Origin of the sequence: Streptomyces sp., from assembly GCF_050698815.1 — a bacterium.
GTDB lineage: Bacteria > Actinomycetota > Actinomycetes > Streptomycetales > Streptomycetaceae > Streptomyces.
Window position 1 is genome coordinate 1 of sequence record NZ_JBOHCV010000161.1, and the last position, 3177, is coordinate 3177.

A 3177-nucleotide genomic window follows, 5' to 3' on the forward strand; every position below is an offset into this window, starting at 1 on the left:
TCGCGACGGCGCAGGAACGCCGGCTCGGCCGCGGGCGTCCACGCCGGCTCGGCCGCCTCGCCTCCCGTGCCGCCCTCGGTCATGCGCCCCTCCGTCTCTCGTGCCGCGCCACGCCGTGCCCCGTCGCGGAACGTCCGCGCAAAGTATCGCGCCTTCCCATCATTCCACACACCCATTGACGAGCGTCCAGAACATGTGGAGCATGACGCCACGATTCCAGGCGAAGGGGAGACCCTATGACCGTCCACGCCCACCGTGTGACGACGCCCGTCGTCCCCGAGCTGTTCAACGCCACCGACTACCTGCTCCAGGCCGCGGTCCCCGCCGAGACGGCCGGCCGTACGGCGATCACCGGACCGGACGGCGAGGTGACCTACGGGGAACTGGCCCGGCTCGTCGGCCACGTCGCCGCCGGGCTCGAGGCGTGGGGCCTGCGCTCCGAGGAGCGGGTCATGCTCTTCATGACCGACGGCCCGGCGATGGCCGCCGCGATTCTGGCCGCGATGAGGCTGGGTGCCGTCCCCGTACCGGTGTCGACGATGCTGACCGGGCCGGAGCTGGCCGAGCTGCTGGGGGACTCGCGAGCCCGGGTCCTGCTGGTGAGCGAGGAGTTCACCGCGCCCGCCGAGGCGGCCCTGGCGCGCGTTCCGGGAATCCACTACGTCGCCGTCACGGGTGACGTCACCATGGCCGTGCCCGCCGGCGTACGGCTGCGGCCGTTCGACGAGCTGGTGGAGGAAGGGCGCCGCCGGGGCGGTGAGTTGCAGGAGCCGTACATCACCTCGGAGGACTCCTCCGCCCTGTGGCTCTACACCTCCGGGACCACCGGAAAGCCCAAGGGCGCGATGCACCGGCACGCCAACATCCGGCATGTCGTGGAGAGTTACGCCCGGCAGGTGCTCGGGATCACCCACGAGGACCGGTGCCTGTCGGTCGCCAAGCTCTTCTTCGCCTACGGGATCGGCAACTCGCTCTTCTTCCCGCTGGCGGCCGGCGCCACCACCGTCCTCGATCCGCAGCGCCCCACGCCGCGGTCGGTCGCCGAGCGGCTGCGCGAGTACCGGCCCACGCTGTTCTTCGCCGTCCCCACCTTCTACGCCGCGCTGCTCCACTCAGACGTGCCGCGCGAGGCGTTCGCCTCCGTACGGCTGGCGGTCTCGGCGGGCGAGGTGCTCCCCGCCGACCTGAGCCGCAGGTTCGCCGACCGGTACGGCATCGAGATCCTCGACGGGATCGGCTCCACGGAGGCGCTGCACATCTTCCTCTCCAACCGCCCGGGCCGCTCGCGCCCCGGCACCACGGGAACCGCCGTGGAGGGCTACGACCTGCGGGTGGTCGACTCCGCGGGGCATGACGTCGGACCGGGCGAGCCGGGCTCGTTGCTGGTGAAGGGGGAGTCCCTGGCGACCGGTTACTGGTGCAGGACGAGCGCCACCCGGCAGGTCTTCCAGGGCTCGTGGCTGCACACCGGCGACACCTACGTCGTCGACGACGACGGCTACTTCACGTGTCTGGGACGTACGGGCGACATGCTCAAGGCTGGCGGCATCTGGGTGGCGCCGTCCGAGGTGGAGGCGAGGCTGTTGCGGCACCCGGCCGTCTCGATGGCCGCGGTCGTCGGCCTGCCCGACGGTGACGGCCTCGACAAGCCCGTGGCGTGCGCCGTGCTCGAGGACGGGGAGGCGGTGGAACCGGAGGAGCTCATCGAGTTCTGTCGCGCCGGGCTCGCCTCCTTCAAGCGCCCGCGGGAGGTGCTGATCGTGGACGAACTCCCCACCACCGCGAGCGGCAAGCTCAAGCGCCACGCCGTCCGCGAGCTGGCGGCCGAGCAACTCGCCGCGGGCTGACCGGTGTTCGACGGTCATCGGCTGGCCCAGTGTGCCGGGCATCGCGGGTCGTCACCGGCCGCGCGGCGCCGGCTCCGCGTCGCTGAGTCCGTCCCCCGAGCCGGGGCCGGGGCCTGAGCCGGGGCCGCTCGAAGGGTCCTTCACCATCGGCTGAACCACAGGCGGTACGGCAGTGGCCCGGCGCTCCAGGTTCCGTACGCCGGGCACGCACAGCACCGCGGCCGTGAGCAGCACGATCAGCGCCGAGCAGCCCCACAGCGCGCCCGACCGTCCGACCAGGGTCTCGATGGGTCCGGCGAGAGCCGTGGCGACCGGGACCATGGCGACGGAGCCGAGCCAGTCATAGGCGGAGACGCGGGAGAACTTCTCCTCCGGCACCTCCTGGTGCAGCGCCATCATCCAGGTCACCGCGAAAACCTCGACGGCGAGCCCGCTTCCGAACATGACCGCGGTCAGGGGCCCCGCCGTCAACGGCACGGCGAGCGCCGCGGAAGGGAGCGCGAGCGGAAAGACGCACAACGCGCCCGCGCGCAGGATCCGGCGCGGCTGCCAGCGGGTCATCAGCAGCGCGCCGCCCAGCGTGCCCGCTCCGAACGCGGCGAGTGCGACACCCCAGGGCCCGGCGCCGCCCAGGGACTCCTCGGCGACCTGCGGTCCGTAGACCGCCTCGGCCGCCGCGACCACGGCGTTGACCACGGCGAACTGCAGGACCACCGACCACAGCCAGGGCCGTCCGGCCACCTCGCGCCAGCCGTCGCGGAGGTCGGCGACGAGTCCGGCGCCGGGTGCCCGTTCGGGCATGCCGCTCACGTCGAGAAGGCCCCGCAGCGCGCCGGCGACCGCGAACGCCGCCGCGTCCACGGCGAGCACCCAGCCCGGACCGAGCGCGGCGACGAGTGCGCCGCCCAGTGCGGCGCCGCCGATGTTCGCGCCGTTCATGCCCATACGGAAGAACGCGAAGGCGCGTGCCGACTGCTCACCGCTGACCGTGGCCAGCACCATGCCCTCGGCGGCGGGAGCGAAGAACGCCTGCCCGGTGCCGCCGAGGGCCGAGAGGACGGCCATCTGCCACAACCGGGCGTCCCCGGAGATCACCAGGACGGCGAAGGCGCCCTGCGAAAGGCAGTTGAGGGCGTTGGCCGCGACCATGACGTGATGCCGGGGCAGCCGGTCGGCGACGGCGCCGCCCACGAGCAGGAAGAGGACCAGCGGGACCGTACGGGAAGCGGCGACCAGACCGACGTCGGTGCCGTCACCGCCCGCCTCCAGCACGGCGAACGCCGACGCGATCAGGGCTCCCGAACTTCCCAGGCCCGTGAGCACGGCCGCG

Annotated in this window: 2 protein-coding genes; one reads left to right on the forward strand and one right to left on the reverse strand. The window is 72.9% G+C overall.

Features of this window, described 5'->3' with window-relative positions; translation table 11 throughout:
- Positions 1 to 236 precede the first annotated feature (236 nt).
- Complete coding sequence (locus ACRDP3_RS06150) at positions 237 to 1847, forward strand: benzoate-CoA ligase family protein (RefSeq protein ID WP_431515794.1); 1611 nt, start codon at positions 237 to 239, stop codon at positions 1845 to 1847.
- A 51-nt stretch (positions 1848 to 1898) separates the two neighbouring features.
- On the opposite strand, the gene ACRDP3_RS06155 is transcribed toward ACRDP3_RS06150, so the two are convergent.
- The coding region (locus tag ACRDP3_RS06155; protein ID WP_431515795.1) for an MFS transporter at positions 1899 to 3177 on the reverse strand (1279 nt) is incomplete at its 5' end.

Bases quoted from the DNA above. Each gene is read 5' to 3' on its own strand.
- ACRDP3_RS06150 (WP_431515794.1), top strand. From the start codon at position 237: ATGACCGTCCACGCCCACCGTGTGACGACGCCCGTCGTCCCCGAGCTG.